The sequence below is a fragment of the Jeotgalicoccus aerolatus genome (genome assembly GCF_014635205.1).
GTDB lineage: Bacteria > Bacillota > Bacilli > Staphylococcales > Salinicoccaceae > Jeotgalicoccus > Jeotgalicoccus aerolatus.
Genome location: NZ_BMCN01000004.1, coordinates 29,306 through 45,073 on the forward strand (window position 1 = coordinate 29,306; position 15,768 = coordinate 45,073).

Here is a 15,768-nt window from a genome sequence, read left to right on the forward strand (position 1 = left end):
TACTGTTCGTTACAATTGTGTACTTTTACGCTGATTATTAAAAATAATTCCGATAATCAGGAAGGCGAGTGTATACAAGAGCAGTATAGAGATCGACAAGGCAGACTCGCTCCAGCTGATATCTGATGCAGCATATATTTGCGTGTAGTGATACAGCGGCAGGAACTCTGCGATATGCTGTGCCGTGCTTCCGAATAGTTCTATCGGAATAAAAATTCCCGATAAGAAAGCAAGGCCAAGTGTGATTAAGTTGGTCAAGCCGTTCACGATAAAACGATTGGTCGTCAGCGCATTGATGGCATACTGCATAGCCAGTGTGAACGCCATAATCAGAATAAGTGCCAGCAAAATATGTGCAAGCGGCATGCCTTCTAAACGGTCGTAGTACAGAGCGACTAAGCCGAAGAACATAATCAGTACAGAGAAAATACCGACTAATATCTGAGCACCGAGAATCTGCAGGGCACTGGATGTTGAGGATACTGGTGCAGAAATCATTCGTTTTTGCAATTCCGGTTTGTTAAATTCGGACATCAGGTTGCCGACTGTCAGCATGATAAACAGCATCAGCCAGTAGGCAGCGAAATTGGAGTAGCTTGCTGCATTGGTATAGTTTTCTTCAACAGCACTTGTCCCCTTACCGTTAAGCTCTACATCGACAGTATCAGTCAGTGCAGTCTGCAAGGTGTCCGCGTTAAGACTTCCTGCAGCATTAAATTGTGCATTTGCAAACATTAAAAATTTAGATATTTCGCTGTCCAGCTGTATGGAAGCTGCTGCGCGTTCGTCGCTAATAATTTCAACTGCCGGTTCTCCGGTTTTTACCTGATTCTCAAAATTGCTGTCAATAATTACCGCACCGTGAATTTCCATCAAAAATACCTTTTCTTCTAAATACGTGCGATCGAGTTCATCAATGACTTCAACTTCATGTTTACTGCTCAAATATTCAATCAGTGCAGCTGATGTTTCTGATTCCGACGCATCGACAACTGTAATCCCGAGTGTTTCGCTTTCAAATGTATCCGAACCGCCCAAAGTGCTGAACAAGGCTGCGATGACGAAAAAGATAAGTGCGAGCGGAAGAATTAGCCATTTAAATTTCCAGAAATGGAGGAGTATTATTTTAAATATGGTCATATTGTTTCCTCCTTAATGCAATTAAAGTGATGAAGAAACTGACGACTGTTATACCGATTAAGAATGCGATTGTCGTCCAGTAACTATCGAAGTTATCCATTAAATTCACACGATAAATCGTATCTGTCACATGTGCGAGCGGGTTGAGCTGATTAATAAACGGCAGTTCGCGGTTTACAACAGTTCTCACACCGGGACCCATCAGTCCGGCGAGAAATGCCAGGCCGACGATGAAAACCACAGGAACGATGGATTTAACATTGATGTTTACACGCGGTGTCAGCCCGATTATAAAGCCGAGGCCAAGGCCGGCAATATTTCCGGCAACGATTATACCGAGAGTTGCCGGCAGATGATTAAACAGCACTGAGTCATTAAATATCATTAAATAGCCGATGACGAGGCCATTTGACAGCAGTCCGAGAAATAGTCCGGCGATGGAGCTCGCCAGTATATATTTCGTTTTGCTAAAGGGACTCGCTGAAAACCGGGCGCCCATAGTACTAAGATTGGGACGCATTGATGAAATTAACTCCATGCTCGTAAAGACCGTATAGAGAGAAATCATCGCGACAGTGGAGTAGTACATCACCACTTGAGGTTCGGTTTCCATTTCATTTGTTTCGATAAAATCAACGTCAAAGTTAAAGTTTTCAGGTGGAATACCGAGCGTATACGTCTGTTGAATCTGATTGATAACAGATTCTAAAATCGATGCTTCAAAGCCGTTCTCTTCAACGATTAAAGTACCGTCTTTATTAATGTAGCCTGTAATATTTTCTTCAGACAGACTCGTCCGTGCTTCGCTGACCGTCATTTCATTTACTGTTATAAATTCGACTTGTTTAAGCGCTTCGAAGTACTCACTGTCTTCGGTTGCCCCCACTTTAATTTCTTCTAGATCATCACCGGCGAGATTGGATGTCGTCGCCATAAATATAGTGACGAGTACGAGCGGATAGCCGATTGTCCAAAAAATAAATCCAAAATCTTTAAAGTTAATTACAAGTAAGTAATAGATGAGTCGTAAAAAGTTCATCAGTCCCTCAGCTCCTTGCCTGTCAATTCCAGGAAGATATTGCTCAATGACGGCTGTTCACTTTTAATTTCTGAGTAAGTGAGTGAGTTTTCATCGATAAAACGAATGAGATTCGAAAGATTATTATGATTTTTTTCGAATTGGATATTATATTTATCTTTTGTTTTAATGACCTGGTTGACGTGCGGTATTTCTTTTAAGCGATTGACGAGCGTACTGTCCTCAGCAATAAATTTTACTGTGATGCTCTCAGTTGTAGAAATTGATTTCTGCAGATCATCGAGTGTGCCTTGTGCAATATTGCGCCCATTATCCATAATAACGAAAGAGTCGCATAAATCCTCAGCTTCTTCTAAATAATGAGTAGTGTAAATCACAGTAGTCCCTTCGGCTTTCATTTTTTTAACGCCTTCTAGAATAAAATTTCTGCTCTGGGCGTCAACCGCTACTGTCGGTTCGTCCAGAAAGAGTATATCCGGTTTGTGTGCAATACCGCAGGCGATGTTCAGTCTGCGTTTTAAACCGCCGCTCAGTTGTTTTGGAACAAATTTTCTGTATTTTTCAAGGCCGACAAAATCGATGGCTTCATCGACGAGCTGCTTTCTTTTTCTTCTGTCATTGACATACAGACCGCAGTAAAAATCGATGTTCTCAACGACATTTAATTTTTCGAATATAGCGAGTTCCTGCGGTACGATGCCGATTCGGCGCTTCGTTTTGTTATTATTCGGATTAACGGGCTCGCCGAAAATATTAATTGTGCCCTGATCGAACTTTAAGAGCGACAGCATACAATTAATGGCTGTTGTCTTGCCGCAGCCATTCGGTCCTAAAAGGCCGATAATTTCATTTTGGCCGGCCAGGAAAGAGAAGTGATCGAGTGCAATAACGTCTTTGTACCGTTTGACTACCTTGTCCATTTCAATCATATTATTGCCTCCTGTACTAAATTTGTTAATTTAAGTTTATACTATAAATAAGTGGCCGGTTAGTGTCCGGCGTCACGAGCTGCAGTGACAATTGTCATATGATGAGGTGAAACAATGTCGAAGATATACGAGAAATTGCTGATATTTACAGTGCTGACGCTTTATTATTTCATGTCAGTGGAGACTGCTAATGTCACGGTAATATTGATATCGTTTATCGCACTGTTTTCGATTGATGCATTTAAGAAAAAGTACGTGGTTTTTATCGTATTGACAGTATTGCTGGGACTTTTACTTATCGATATCTCTTATCTGTATTTCTTTCCGCTGCTGGCTTATGCCGTGTACGGAAAATATGGGAGAATGGGTCTGCTGACACTGATCCCCATACTGCTTTTTAAAGAATGGGAATTGCTTATACTCAGTCTGATCATTCTTTACATCATGAGCCTGTCGGTTAAATTATATAGAGAAAAAGAACTGACTCAGCGCATGCGTGACCAGCTGACAGAGGACAATCTCCGCTTGAAAGCTCAGCGTAATGAAATTATGAAAACACATGAGAAAGATATATACATGGCCGGTCTGAATGAACGGAACCGTATTGCGCGCGACATGCACGATGCACTCGGGCATTCACTGTCGAGCAGCATCCTGCTGATTGAATCGCTGCAGTACGTCAAAGATCAAGATAAACTGCAGCAGTCTTTAAAACAGCTGCAGGGAAGATTAAAAGACGGCATGAATGATATCCGGCACAGCATTCATAATCTGTACGATTCATCGATTGATTTAGAGGCGAGAATTGACAGCTATTTAATCGAGATGGAACAGTATAGTAAAGAATTCATATATGACGTAAAGCTCACTATGACTCACGAACAGAAAATAGATATGCTGTCTATTGTCAGAGAGGCGCTGACTAACATTAGGAAGCACTCAAATGCCACAGCTTTTAAAGTCGTTATTAAGGAACATCCTAAGTTTTTAACTTTGACGGTTAAAGATAACGGCAAGGTTTCGGATAGTTATAATACAGGTATGGGATTGCAGTCGATGAGAGAAATCGTCCAAAAGTACGGCGGCGTGCTGACCACTTTTACAGCAGACGGTTTTGTCGTTCATACTATATTTTATAAGGAGGCTGAACGAGATGAAGATAGTCATCGTGGATGATGATCCTTTAGTAGTGACCGCACTGACGACAATTGTTGAAAACTCGGATTACGAAGTCGCAGCAACAGGAACAGGCGGGGCTGATGCGGTTCAGCTGTATCAGCAGCATCGGCCAGATCTTTTAATGACCGATATTAGAATGAGCGGCATGACGGGGCTGCAGGCAAGTAAAGCAATACTCGATAAACACCCTGAAGCAAAAATATTATTAATTACGACATTTAAAGACGATGAATATATCCATGAAGCGTTAAATATCGGCTGTAAAGGCTACCTGCTAAAAGATAATCTGTCGGGGATTATACCGGCAATTGAAGCGGTTTTGTCAGGAAATATGGTATTTGACAGCAATATTGTGAAGAACATGTCTGCAGCATCAGCCCATAAGGATTTGAGTGATCTGACAGCGAGAGAACAGGACATCATTAAGCTGGTATCTGAAGGCTGTAACAACAAGGAAATTTCTGAAAAACTATATTTAAGTGAAGGCACGGTAAGAAATTATATATCGCAAATGCTGACTAAGCTGGATTTGAGAGACAGAACTCAGCTGGTCGTTTATTACTATAAAAATTAAGCGGTGCATGAGATAATTAATTTAACAAGGAAGAAGTGGAGTGTTTTTTAATGAGAAATGTAATTTTAGACTGTGACCCGGGACATGATGATGCGATATCTATTATTATTGCTGCATCGGATGTCAGCGACTTAAAAATTCTTGGCATAACGACAGTTGCAGGCAATGTTGAAGTAGAAAAAAACACGGTGAATGCTCTTAAAATCAGTGAACTCCTGGACCTCGATGTACCTGTAGTACAGGGTGCCAGACGGCCGTTAGTGAAAAAGAGTGAAATTGCTCCCGAAATCCACGGTGAAACAGGCATGGATGGTCCGGTATTAAAAGATCCAGAAATTTCAGCACTCGATGGTCATGCCGTCGATTTTATTATCGATCAGGTGATGCAGTCGGATGAGGCGGTTACTTTAGTACCGACAGGTCCGCTGACAAATATTGCGATGGCTTTAATTAAAGAACCGAGAATTATAGAAAATATAGATGAAATTGTACTGATGGGCGGCGGTACTTTCGGCAATTGGACACCGGCCGCTGAATTTAATATATTTGTGGACGCTGAAGCTGCAAAAGTAGTCTATGAGAGCGGTGTGCCGGTGACGATGTTCGGTCTTGATGTCACTCACCAGGTCATTGCGACACAGGATATCATTCAACGTGTTGGAAATATTGATAACAAAATAGCAGAATTTGTTAAAGAACTGCTCATTTTCTTCGGTGAAACGTATAAAAATCATTTCGGCTTTAACGGCGGCCCAATTCATGATGCGTGTACAACGATGTACTTGTTAAAACCTGAACTGTTTAAAACGGAATATTTAAATGTAACGATTGAAACAAAAGGTGAATATTCATATGGTATGACTGTTGTTGATACTTTATCAGTGACAGGCAGAGAACCGAATACAAATGTTGCACTGGGCGTAGACCAGGAGGCATTTTGGAGTCTGTTTGAGGAGATTTTAAAATCATACAGCGGAGGCAGCGATAATGAGTAAAATAAACGTATGGATCGACTGCGATCCCGGTATCGATGATGCAATTGCACTGGCAGCAGCGGCAGCGAGTCAGGACGCACTTCACATTCACGGTATTTCCACGGTAGCAGGCAATCAGACGATTGAACGCGTCACAAATAATGCATTGGCGCTCAGCAGTTTTTTAAAGCTGGATGTGCCTGTCGTACGCGGTGCTGAAGGACCATTAACACGAGCGAAAGAAGATGCAGGACATGTCCACGGCGAAACTGGCCTCGGTAATACCGTACTTCCAAAAACTGGAAAACAGGCGGAAAAAGGGAATACATTTCAATTGATAAGAGATGCGATTATGAATCTGCCTGAAGATGAAAAGATGACGCTTGTGCCGGTCGGCCCGCTGACGAATATCGCACTGTTATTAAAAGTGTACCCGGAAGTGAATACGCGGATTAAAGAAATTGTATTGATGGGCGGCGGAACTTTCGGCAACAGAACACCGACTGCTGAATTCAATATTTGGGGTGATCCGGAAGCTGCGAAAATAGTTTTCGATTCAGACCTGCCAATCGTTATGTGCGGGCTTGATGTGACGCATAAGAGCGGCCTCGACCGCAATCAGGTTGAAGCAATGTTTACCAGTCAGAACGAAGTGCAGAAGGCATTCGGTGATATGCTGAAGTTCTATTTCGATTCACCGGCATATATTAACAGCGACCTTGTGCATATTCACGATGCGGTTGCAGTAATTTACGTTACGAATCCTGAAATTTTTAAAGGGATCCAAGTCAGTGTCGACGTTGACTGCACGGATGACATTAATAGAGGAATGACAGTGTGCGATCTGCGTAAAACAGCACCTGAAGCGGGACGAAACGTTACTCTGCTTAACGATATTGATTTAACAGCATTTCAAAATATACTGCTTGAGAAACTGAGCAGTTTATAGTAATTCTTGGAGGTAGAACACATGAATCAGCCTAAAGTAACTATTGTAGGCAGTTTAAATATGGATTTAGTCGTTACAGCAGAACGTCACCCGGCAATCGGCGAGACATTGACCGGTGAAAAATTTACGACGCTGTGCGGCGGCAAAGGTGCAAACCAGGCAGTCGCTGCCGCAAGACTCGGCTGTGATGTGACGTTTATCGGCAGAGTTGGCAACGATGCATTTGGTAAGGAAATGATTGAGAACTTAAAAAATGAAGGGGTCAACGTCGGGCATATTGAAATGATTGATGACGTAGAAAGCGGAATTGCTATGATTACCGTGAACCCTATGGATAATACGATTATCGTTGTGCCGGGTGCAAACGCTAATGTTACTGAAGACGTTATCGATAAACACCGTCAGGCAATTATAGACAGCGACGTTGTTGTGACACAGCTTGAAATTCCAATTGAAACTGTGGATCACGTCGCTCAAGTGTGCGGAGAGCACAATGTTGATTTAGTTGTTAATCCGGCACCGGCTAGAAAGCTGACGGATAACATTATTAACTACAGTACATACATTACACCGAACCAGATTGAACTGACCCAGCTGGCTGAGGCACACCCTGAGATTTTAAAAGATCACGTCGATAAGTTTGTCGTCACGAGCGGCAGCAAGGGCTGCTACTATTCAGTTGATGCTTACCGTGTTGATGTTCCGACGATGAAGGCCGAAGTGGTAGATACAACCGGCGCTGGGGATTGTTTTAACGGTGCTTTCGTCAGCCGCATCGCCCGAGGTGAAAATTTAGAAGACAGCTGTAACTTCGCCAATGTGGCTGCATCAATCAGTGTGGAAAAATTTGGTGCTCAGACAGCAATGCCGACGATAGAAGAAGTAGAAACTAGAATGCGCAGATAAATTTTAAAAAGATCACTGCCGTGAATCAACGGCAGTGATCTTTTTATGTTAAATAATTGATGAAAATAATGATGTCGGGATAATAATAATCCACGGTGCCATTAGTAAGGTTGAAATAATGCTGGATTTAGCAACCTGTTTAGGGTCAAGACCGCATTTGATGTAGATTTTTTGAGTTAATTTAAATTGAATTAAAATAATAACGATAAATACAATTAAAATGAAAATCATACTGTAAATACTGTCGAATGGATTGGCAATCAGACCTTCGAAAAATGCGACGATCCAGTCCGGTGTACCGTTACTGATTTCTTTCACTTCATCGAAAGAAGCAGGGTTGCTTCTGAATAATGGATCAATATACAGCGATGCGTATAGAATCGCAACGGCTGCAAGATGCAGTCCAATATCTGTCAGCCAGATTTTCCATGACGTTTTAACAGTCAATTCCTTGCGGTTATATTTTTTATCGAGCGGTAAGTATATCGCAAACCAGTCGATCAGCATTTTTAATGGTATTACCATGAATACTGCGGGCGGAATAAGCCACATCAGCCATACCGGCATAATCATTTCAAAAAACCTCTTTCATATTTATATTATCCAGTTTATTTTACGCGTGAAGGGTGATGATGTAAATTGAAATGATGATAAAACACTGCCTGGTACGTCTTTCTGTGTCTAAAATAAGAACAAAAAAAGACCGCTCGTAAGCGGTCTTTTAAAGCTTATGCGAAGACTGTACTCCATGAGTCACGGCCTTCAAGCATTTGACGTGCAATTTCTTTAGCGCCTTCTAAACTGTGGCTCGCTGCCCATCCGCATTGGACTTCGTTGCAGGCAGGAACTTCTGTCGCTTCCAGCACATCGTTCAGTGTTTTTTCCATAACATCTTCAATGCCTGATTTATCGTCATCATTCAGTACTGATAAATAAAAACCGGTCTGGCAGCCCATCGGACTTAAATCAACAACGCGGTCGTGGTGGTTTCTAATGTTTTCAGCCATTAAATGTTCGATTGAATGCAGCGCCGGCATATCCATATGTTCCTTGTTAGGCTGGCAAAAACGGATATCATATTTATAAATTACGTCACCGTGCTGACCTTCGCTCGTTCCAGCGAGGCGAATATAAGGTGCAGCGACTTTCGTATGATCCAAGTTAAAACTTTCCACGTTCATTTCTTTCATAGAAGATACACTCCTTAAATTATTTACTTGTAATAATCTTATTACAAGTAGAAGATAAATGGCAACCATCAGTCACTGGATAAAATAATACAGCGGACACAATACTGTCTCCGCTGTTACTTCGTCATGTATTTCTTGGATTGATAATCGATTTAAAGTTAAATACTGCGTTCAGTACTATAGCTGTAAGGCTGCCCATAACAATACCGCTTGATGTAATGACAGATAGATTTTCCGGCAGCACTGCAAACAAGTCGGGAACGACTGTAACAGCCAGACCCATGCCGAGTGAAATAGCGACAATTACCATGTTTTCCTGTTTGTTCAAATCAACATGCGACAGCATTTTAATGCCGGCGCTAATTACCATGCCGAACATTGCAAGCATAGCACCGCCGAGAACAGAGCCGGGGATTGCAAGTGTCGCCGCCCCAATTTTAGGTGCAAGACCTAAAATGATTAACATGACACCTGCAATATAAATAATTTTATTTCTGCGGACACCTGATATTTGAATCAAACCGACATTTTGAGAAAATGTCGTATAAGGAAAAGCATTCACGAGACCGCCTAAAATAATAGCCATCCCTTCAGCGCGGTAGCCGCGTTTTAAATCATGGCCGTTAATTTTCTTCTCTGTAATATCCCCAAGTGCAAAATAGACGCCTGTCGATTCAACAAGGCTGACCAGAGCGACAAGTGTCATGGTTAATATCGGCAGCAGATGGAACTCCGGTGTACCGAAGTAAAATACTTGCGGTAGATGGAGCCATGATGCTTCAGCAACTGGTGTCAGATCAACACGTCCGAAAAAGGCGCCGATAACAGTACCGAGAATAATACCCGACAATATCGCAATGGAGCCAAAGAAACCTTTAGCAAATTTTAAAATAAGTAAAATAATAATTAGTGTTATAAAACCTAAAAATAAATTGACAGCTGAACCAAAATCTTCAGCCCCCTGGCCCCCTGCGAGATCATTGATCGCAACAGGAATTAAAGTTAAGCCAATCGTAGTGACGACACTGCCCGTTACAACAGGCGGGAAAAAGCGAATCAGCTTACTGAAAAATGATGCGATGAGAACTACGATTAGACCGGATACTAAAATAGAGCCGTAAACGGATTGAATGCTGTAAGTGTTTGCTATGTTAATGATCGGACCGACGGCGGTAAACGTACATCCGAGCACGACGGGTAAACCGATGCCGGAGAATTTATTCTTCCAGACCTGAAGAATTGTTGCGATGCCGCACATCATAATATCGATAGAAATTAAATATGTCAGCTGTGCGGGTGTCAGGCCGATAGCGTTGCCGACAATCAGCGGAACGATGACTGCACCTGCATACATAGCCAGTACGTGCTGCAGCCCGAGTGAAAAGTCTTTAACGTTCGATTGCTGTGCCATTATTTTGTGTCACCTGCGAATGTTACTTTATGATCCGCTAAAGATGAGATGCGTGCTAAAGACTCAACACGATAATTTTTGTCTTTAAGAATAGATGCACCGCTCTGGAATGATTTTTCAATAACGATGCCTACACCTGAAACGTTGGCACCAGCTTGTTCAACTATATTAATCAGCGCACCGGCAGCTTCGCCGTTAGCTAGAAAGTCATCGATAATTAAAATATTATCGCCGGGCTGGATGAACTGGTTCGACACACTAATCATATTCGTTTCTTGTTTAGTGTATGAAAAGACTTGTGCAGATAAAAGATCATCAGTGAATGTCAGGGATTTTCTTTTTCTGGCAAAAATGGCTTGGACATTAAAATTCAAAGCTGTCATGACAGCAGGGGCAATGCCTGATGATTCAAGTGTCAGAATTTTAGTGATTTCTGAGTCTTTAAATCTGTTGTAAAATTCTTTGCCGATTTCTACCATCAGCTCGGGATCAATCTGGTGATTTAAAAATTTATCTACCTTTAATACGTTATCCGAAAGTACAACACCTTCTGATAAAATTTTGTTTTTTAACAAGTCCATTCCGAAAGCTCCTTTAGTATGAAAGATTATGAATGTATTTATATTAACAGAAATCACGAACTTATCAAGAGTTTTTTTGAATTAAGTTCATATTTCGATTGAAATATGGTGTAAAACTATAAAAACATTCGGTTATTGTTATGATTAGTATGAAATTGAACGGACGTGTATAATAAATTTATCGTGTCATAAGGAGTATTAATTATGTCTTTAAACAATATAGAAGTATCAAAAGAAACGTTGATCAGATCTAAAGTTCACGAAATGATATTAGACGGAAAACTGCAGCCCGGCGATAAGCTGCCGAGTGAAAATGAATTATCAGACGCATATGATGCGAAGCGGATTGAGGCGAGAAATGCCTTGGTGCAGCTTGAGAAAATGGGAATTGTATACGGCAAACAAGGCGTCGGCCGTTTCGTCAATGAACCGCTCCCGACAATAGAATTTGTCGTTACGGGAACGACGAGTTTTTCTGATAAAATGCAGGAACAGAATATTCCGTATGAAAGCCGTGTGATCTGTGCAGACTATGCGGGCGAAAAGGAAAGTGAATATTACAGATCTTCGCTCGAGCTTTCGGAAGGTGTCAACATATTTAAAGTGACACGCTTAAGAATCGTTAATCATGTGCCGTGTGCCATTCATATTTCCTATATAAGAGAAGACCTGTTTCCAAATATTTATAACGATAAAAATAATCTGCAGTCTGTTTATACCTATTTCAAAAATTCCGGACACAAGCAGTTAAGCAGTAAAGACCGTGTCATATCGACTCAGTTTCCTACAGTAGAAGAAATGAACATCTTAAACTGCAGCGAACTGGTGCCATTATTAGTATTTGAAACAGATACGTACGATAAGGAGACGGGTGACTGTCTGGAACGAGTTAAAATATTATATAGAAGCGATTTGTTTAAACATCAGCTGTCTGATGAGAATTAGGGCCATAACTTTTAAGTTGTGGTCTTTTTTTGTGTCTTGTGGAAGACAGCGGCGATTTTTCGTTGTGAATGAATAATTATAAAGCAAAGCTCTTCATCCAGGATGTTTAACATTTATCAATCCAATATTTACATTCCTTTACCAATACTTAAACTCACCTGACTTGGCAACAAGTTAGGATTAGGTCATAAGGAGGTCGTGACATGGACAGAAAGCTATGGACACGCGTTTTTGCAAAATACGGCAGACAAGAGGCAATAGATTTTTTCCTCAAATATAAAGAAGAACTGGATTTCGACATAATCAGCGGACCGAGTGAAGGTCTAGTGATGGTGAAAACGAGAGAGCATGCGAAGAACACATTATTTTATATGGGTGAAGTGCTCATAACTGAAACTAAAATAAGACATGGCTCAGTGGTAGGTACTGGTCTTGTGAAGGGTTCAGATAATGAACTATCACAAGCGATGGCTTTTATCGATTTGAGTATAAAAATGGAGCAGTTCACTACGGAGTTAAATGAAATTTTAAATACGCTTAAAAATGTTGAAGCAAATGATATCGCAGAAAAAACGGAAAAGATTTTACAAACTAAAGTCAGCTTCGAAATGATGAACGACTAGGAGGATCACGGTGAATACAATCGTACATACTACTCAGCAGGTCTACCGCCAGCTCGTCAATGCAACGAGCCGTCCCGGGCATGTTGAATTGATTACTGAAGAAGTTAAAAATTATACAGATTTCAGCAATGCAGCTTTACTGGCTGCGATGACACTGTTTGATAACGAAGTGACGTTTTATACAGGCGATCAAACGATGAAAAAAGAGCTAAAGGTTTTGACTGGAGCTATTGCTGATGAAGATTTTTCAGCGTCAGATTTTATCGTCTTAAAAGAGGAAGGTCTTAAAAAAGAATATTTTACAAATGTGTTGAAGGGCGTATTGATTTCCCCGGAAAAGTCGGCAACACTGATGATCGATATTGAAAGTATCGGCAAAGGTCGGACTTATCGTTTAAGCGGTCCCGGTATTAAGGAAACGACGGATATTCAATTATCACTGGCAGAGGAATGGTTCAATCATAGAAATGAAGTATGCAAAGAATTTCCGCTCGGCATCGATTTAATGATGACTGATAAAAATAACAACTTGATTGTGATTCCAAGAACGACGAAAGTGGAGGTGCTGTAAATGGGTTACGTTGCAGTTAAAGGCGGCGCGCATGCCATTAATAATTCAGTACTTTTATATAAGAACAGGCGACTTGAAACAGGTGCCGACATCGATGTTGAAAATATAAAAACAAATATGCGCCAGCTGATTAACCAGATTATGAGTGAAGCGAGTTTCTACGACCGTGACACTGCAGCACTGGCCATCAAGCAGGCGGAAGGCAATATGGAGGAAGCGGTTTTCCTGATGCGTGCGCATCGCTCGACTTTGCCGAGATTATATTATTCAACAATTACAGACACGAGAGAAATGTTCGTAGAACGCCGTGTATCTGCAAGTTTTAAAGATATTCCGGGCGGCCAGATCCTCGGTGCGACTTCTGATTTTACCCATCGTCTTTTAGATGATTCACTGAATAAAATGGCAGAGGGACCGACTGATTCAATCGACTACAAAGAAGTGCAGTTTAATTATGCACTTAATAAATTGCCTAAAGTGATTGATTATTTAGAAGAAGAAGGGCTCTTCGTCCGTGAACCGGAAGACAATAATGAACCGGACGATATTACGAAAAAAGCAATCGAGTACCCAAGTACGAGAAGTCAAAGACTGCAGGCATTAACGCGCGGTCAAACAGGTGCAGTAACGTCGCTTGGCTACGCTGAAATTCGCGGTTACGGTATCGCATCTCATCCGAATATCGGTGAGTGCCGGGTGGGTCAGCAGCCGGTGCATGTCGATCTTGATGATGGGTACGGCGAGTATTTTATCGGTGATTTCGAGGTCACAGAAATCGATGGATTTATGCCGGATCTTGATGAAGATGATACTGATGCAGGTGAAAAAGACCTGATGATAAAAATCGGCTACGGTCTGGTATTTGGTCAAAATGAAACGAAGGCCATTGCTATGAGTGTACTGGATTACAGTCTGGAACATCCGGTACCGGGTGTGGCGACAAGTGATGACGAGTTTGTGCTATATCACATTGATTCCGTTGAATCGACAGGATTTATCTCTCACTTGAAACTGCCGCACTATGTCACCTTCCAATCAAAACTTGACCGTATGCGTCAAGGCAAGGGGGAAAAACAGTGAGTCAGAACTTTGCATTTTTAGATGAACATTCAAAAAAAGAAATCCGCAGAAAAACTTTAAAAGCAATCGTTATCCCGGGCTACCAGGTGCCGTTCGCATCACGTGAGCTGCCGATTGCACGCGGCTGGGGTACCGGCGGACTGCAGCTGACATTATCACTTGTCGGTCAGGAAGATGTGTTAAAAGTAATCGACCAGGGTTCAGATGAATCGGTTAATGCTGTAAATATCCGCAACTTAATTCAAAGTACAACAGGTGTTGAGGAAACGATTCACAGTGGAGAAGCGACGCTGATTCAGTCTAGACACAGAATTCCGGAAGTCCCTTTAAAACCATTCCAAATTTTAGTGCTGCAAGTGCCGCAGCCGGAACCGCTCAGGGTCGTTGAAGCCAGCGAGCGTAAAACAAAAATGCTTCACGGGGATAAAGAGTACAGCGGTGCATTTATAAAATTATTTGAGCAGATTATGAAATACGGTCATATTACCGATGATGCGGATTATCCAGTCATGGTCAACGACCGCTATGTAATGGCGCCGAGTCCAATACCTCGGTTTGATAATCCAAAGATGAATCATAATGACGGCTTAATTTTACTCGGTGCAGGCCGCGAGAAGAAAATTCACGCTGTGCCGCCGTATACAAAAGTAGAATCACTCGCTTTTGAAGACTATCCGTTTGAAGTGGAACAATTCGACGATAAGGTGTGCCGTGAATCAGGCTTAACCGGAGTCTATATGGATGAGCTTCAGGATGAAGAAACAGGAGAGACTTACTACATGACAAATGATACAAGTTACATGTTGGAGAAGATGAATGAGGGGGCAGTAAACAATGCCAAACAATGATGAGGTAGTACTGTCGCTTAGAGATTTTTCAAAAAAATTCGGCAGCGGCTGTGATTACTGTCAAAACCCGGATGCTGAACTTCAGAAAAATATGTGTCCTGAATGCCATACAGTATACGCAGTGAGAAATGCCTCGCTCGATCTGTACAAAGGTGAAATTCTCGGCATCGTCGGTGAAAGCGGCAGCGGTAAAAGTACATTGATGAAAACTTTGTATTTTGATCAGGAAGCCACTGGCGGGGAGTATATTTTACATGAAGACGATACAGTCGACGGCAATGTATTTAACGTATCCAGCCAAAAGAAAAGACAAATTCGAAACGAACAGCTGGGCATGGTATATCAAAATCCGATTCAGGGGCTGAAGATGGACTTCTCCTCTGTGACAAATATTGCAGAAAAACTGATTGCGAGCGGCAACCGTAATGTCGGTCAGATGACTAAGCGTGCAGATCATTTCCTTGAGAAAGTAAATATTGCACTCAGCCGCAAATACGAGGCGCCGAAAAATTTCTCCGGCGGTATGCAGCAGCGTGTACAGATTGCTAAAGCCCTCTCGAATTATCCGCCGATACTATTGCTGGATGAAGTCACAACAGGATTGGATTTGTCAGTACAGGCAGATGTGCTCGAACTGATAAAGGAAATTCAGCGTGATATGGGTGTCAGTATGATTGTCGTTTCTCATGACCTTGCGATTATCCGCATGCTGTGTGACCGGACCATGGTGATGCTTGACGGACGGGTGATTGAGCACGGTATTACTGATCAGATTTTAGAAGATCCGCAGCATAAATACACCCAGCAGTTAGTTTACTCAATCTTATAA

General features: G+C 41.8%; 18 protein-coding genes. 11 read left to right on the top strand and 7 right to left on the bottom strand.

Annotated features, from left to right (window positions below):
• Positions 1-9: 9 nt before the first annotated feature.
• From IEU81_RS09920 to IEU81_RS09930, 3 genes are read right to left on the bottom strand one after another with little or no spacing between them, the layout of a single operon-like run.
• Complete coding sequence (locus tag IEU81_RS09920) at positions 10-1,140, bottom strand: ABC transporter permease (protein WP_092596670.1); 1,131 nt, start codon at positions 1,138-1,140, stop codon at positions 10-12.
• Complete coding sequence (locus tag IEU81_RS09925; RefSeq protein ID WP_186090850.1) at positions 1,127-2,179, bottom strand: ABC transporter permease; 1,053 nt, start codon at positions 2,177-2,179, stop codon at positions 1,127-1,129. The genes IEU81_RS09920 and IEU81_RS09925 overlap by 14 nt, the downstream gene beginning before the upstream one ends.
• Positions 2,179-3,108 (bottom strand): ABC transporter ATP-binding protein, encoded by a 930-nt coding sequence (locus IEU81_RS09930; protein WP_186090852.1) that lies wholly within the window; start codon positions 3,106-3,108, stop codon positions 2,179-2,181. The genes IEU81_RS09925 and IEU81_RS09930 overlap by 1 nt, the downstream gene beginning before the upstream one ends.
• Positions 3,109-3,222: 114 nt before the next feature.
• Between IEU81_RS09930 and IEU81_RS09935 the strand changes: the two genes are divergently transcribed.
• The 5 genes from IEU81_RS09935 to rbsK are packed head-to-tail and all read left to right on the top strand — an operon-like array spanning position 3,223 to position 7,690.
• The gene (locus IEU81_RS09935; RefSeq protein WP_092596661.1) at positions 3,223-4,284 is read left to right on the top strand and encodes a sensor histidine kinase; all 1,062 of its coding nucleotides are present in this window, start codon (positions 3,223-3,225) and stop codon (positions 4,282-4,284) included.
• The gene (locus tag IEU81_RS09940; RefSeq protein WP_092596658.1) at positions 4,262-4,861 is read left to right on the top strand and encodes a response regulator transcription factor; all 600 of its coding nucleotides are present in this window, start codon (positions 4,262-4,264) and stop codon (positions 4,859-4,861) included. Before IEU81_RS09935 ends, IEU81_RS09940 begins: the two co-directional genes overlap by 23 nt.
• Before the next feature lie 50 nt (positions 4,862-4,911).
• Complete coding sequence (locus IEU81_RS09945) at positions 4,912-5,856, top strand: nucleoside hydrolase (protein WP_186090854.1); 945 nt, start codon at positions 4,912-4,914, stop codon at positions 5,854-5,856.
• On the top strand, positions 5,849-6,784 hold the full coding sequence (locus IEU81_RS09950; RefSeq protein WP_186090855.1) for a nucleoside hydrolase: 936 nt from the start codon (positions 5,849-5,851) through the stop codon (positions 6,782-6,784). Before IEU81_RS09945 ends, IEU81_RS09950 begins: the two co-directional genes overlap by 8 nt.
• A 21-nt stretch (positions 6,785-6,805) precedes the next feature.
• Positions 6,806-7,690 carry a ribokinase gene (rbsK, locus tag IEU81_RS09955; protein ID WP_186090857.1) on the top strand — a complete coding sequence of 295 codons (885 nt, stop codon included), beginning with the start codon at positions 6,806-6,808 and terminating at the stop codon, positions 7,688-7,690.
• A gap of 48 nt (positions 7,691-7,738) precedes the next feature.
• On the opposite strand, the gene IEU81_RS09960 is transcribed toward rbsK, so the two are convergent.
• The 4 genes from IEU81_RS09960 to IEU81_RS09975 form a co-directional block, all read right to left on the bottom strand.
• Complete coding sequence (locus tag IEU81_RS09960) at positions 7,739-8,263, bottom strand: hypothetical protein (RefSeq protein WP_092596646.1); 525 nt, start codon at positions 8,261-8,263, stop codon at positions 7,739-7,741.
• Positions 8,264-8,418: 155 nt separating this feature from the next.
• The gene (locus IEU81_RS09965; protein ID WP_092596643.1) at positions 8,419-8,880 is read right to left on the bottom strand and encodes an S-ribosylhomocysteine lyase; all 462 of its coding nucleotides are present in this window, start codon (positions 8,878-8,880) and stop codon (positions 8,419-8,421) included.
• Between the two features lie 124 nt (positions 8,881-9,004).
• Positions 9,005-10,291 carry a nucleobase:cation symporter-2 family protein gene (locus IEU81_RS09970; RefSeq protein WP_092596640.1) on the bottom strand — a complete coding sequence of 429 codons (1,287 nt, stop codon included), beginning with the start codon at positions 10,289-10,291 and terminating at the stop codon, positions 9,005-9,007.
• Positions 10,291-10,872: a xanthine phosphoribosyltransferase gene (locus IEU81_RS09975; protein WP_092596637.1), complete on the bottom strand. Its 582-nt coding sequence runs from the start codon at positions 10,870-10,872 to the stop codon at positions 10,291-10,293. The genes IEU81_RS09970 and IEU81_RS09975 overlap by 1 nt, the downstream gene beginning before the upstream one ends.
• Before the next feature lie 204 nt (positions 10,873-11,076).
• Between IEU81_RS09975 and IEU81_RS09980 the strand changes: the two genes are divergently transcribed.
• The 6 genes from IEU81_RS09980 to IEU81_RS10005 all read left to right on the top strand — a co-directional run bounded on the left by IEU81_RS09980 (position 11,077) and on the right by IEU81_RS10005 (position 15,768).
• A complete protein-coding gene (locus tag IEU81_RS09980; protein ID WP_186090859.1) occupies positions 11,077-11,817 on the top strand; it encodes a GntR family transcriptional regulator in 741 nt (246 codons plus the stop codon).
• A 203-nt stretch (positions 11,818-12,020) separates the two neighbouring features.
• Positions 12,021-12,440 carry a phosphonate C-P lyase system protein PhnG gene (locus tag IEU81_RS09985; protein ID WP_186090861.1) on the top strand — a complete coding sequence of 140 codons (420 nt, stop codon included), beginning with the start codon at positions 12,021-12,023 and terminating at the stop codon, positions 12,438-12,440.
• A gap of 10 nt (positions 12,441-12,450) precedes the next feature.
• Positions 12,451-13,011 carry a phosphonate C-P lyase system protein PhnH gene (gene phnH / locus IEU81_RS09990; RefSeq protein ID WP_186090863.1) on the top strand — a complete coding sequence of 187 codons (561 nt, stop codon included), beginning with the start codon at positions 12,451-12,453 and terminating at the stop codon, positions 13,009-13,011.
• The gene (locus tag IEU81_RS09995; protein ID WP_186090864.1) at positions 13,012-14,091 is read left to right on the top strand and encodes a carbon-phosphorus lyase complex subunit PhnI; all 1,080 of its coding nucleotides are present in this window, start codon (positions 13,012-13,014) and stop codon (positions 14,089-14,091) included. It abuts the gene before it with no gap.
• The gene (locus IEU81_RS10000; protein WP_186090866.1) at positions 14,088-14,939 is read left to right on the top strand and encodes an alpha-D-ribose 1-methylphosphonate 5-phosphate C-P-lyase PhnJ; all 852 of its coding nucleotides are present in this window, start codon (positions 14,088-14,090) and stop codon (positions 14,937-14,939) included. The genes IEU81_RS09995 and IEU81_RS10000 overlap by 4 nt, the downstream gene beginning before the upstream one ends.
• Entirely contained in the window at positions 14,926-15,768 is an 843-nt protein-coding gene (locus IEU81_RS10005; protein WP_092596619.1) for an ATP-binding cassette domain-containing protein, read from the top strand. Before IEU81_RS10000 ends, IEU81_RS10005 begins: the two co-directional genes overlap by 14 nt.